The following is a 455-nucleotide window of genomic DNA, read 5'->3' on the forward strand; positions in this document are numbered from 1 at the left end:
CTTCGAGACCTTTCGGGGCGCGACCGGGTCGCTGGCGGGGAAAGTATCCTCCAGCGCTTCGTCGAGCCAGCGGTCGAGATCGGCAGGCGGTTTGGGGTCGTCCGGCGGCGGTGAATCGGTTCGCGGAGTGTCGGCCTGTTCCATCAGATCCTCCTGCACAACGTGCGGATGGCTGTCGCATCCGTCACGCCAGCGATCATGGTTGCAGATAGGTAGCCGTCCCCGTCGCGGCAACGCGAATGGAGCTACGATCCATTCCCTCGGCGCGGCTTAGAAGCCGATCGGATCAAGGAGATCGATCGGCGCCGGGTGAAGGGCTGGTGTCTGCACCGTGAATTTGTACCCGTCCTGCGTGGCGCGTGAGAAGAATGCCGCGAGGCTGTCCGTGGCGTCGTCCCACTGGGGCGACAAAGGCTTGTTGTCCCTGGCCTGTTGATCACGCGTGGTGGCGCGTT

The 455-nt window shown here is 64.2% G+C and carries 1 protein-coding gene; it reads right to left on the bottom strand.

Annotated features, from left to right (window positions below; translation table 11 throughout):
• Positions 1-270: 270 nt before the first annotated feature.
• On the bottom strand, positions 271-455 hold a 185-nt coding region (locus RAD15_RS43810; RefSeq protein WP_458184863.1), incomplete at its 5' end, for a hypothetical protein.

Source organism: Bradyrhizobium sp. 14AA (assembly GCF_054185205.1).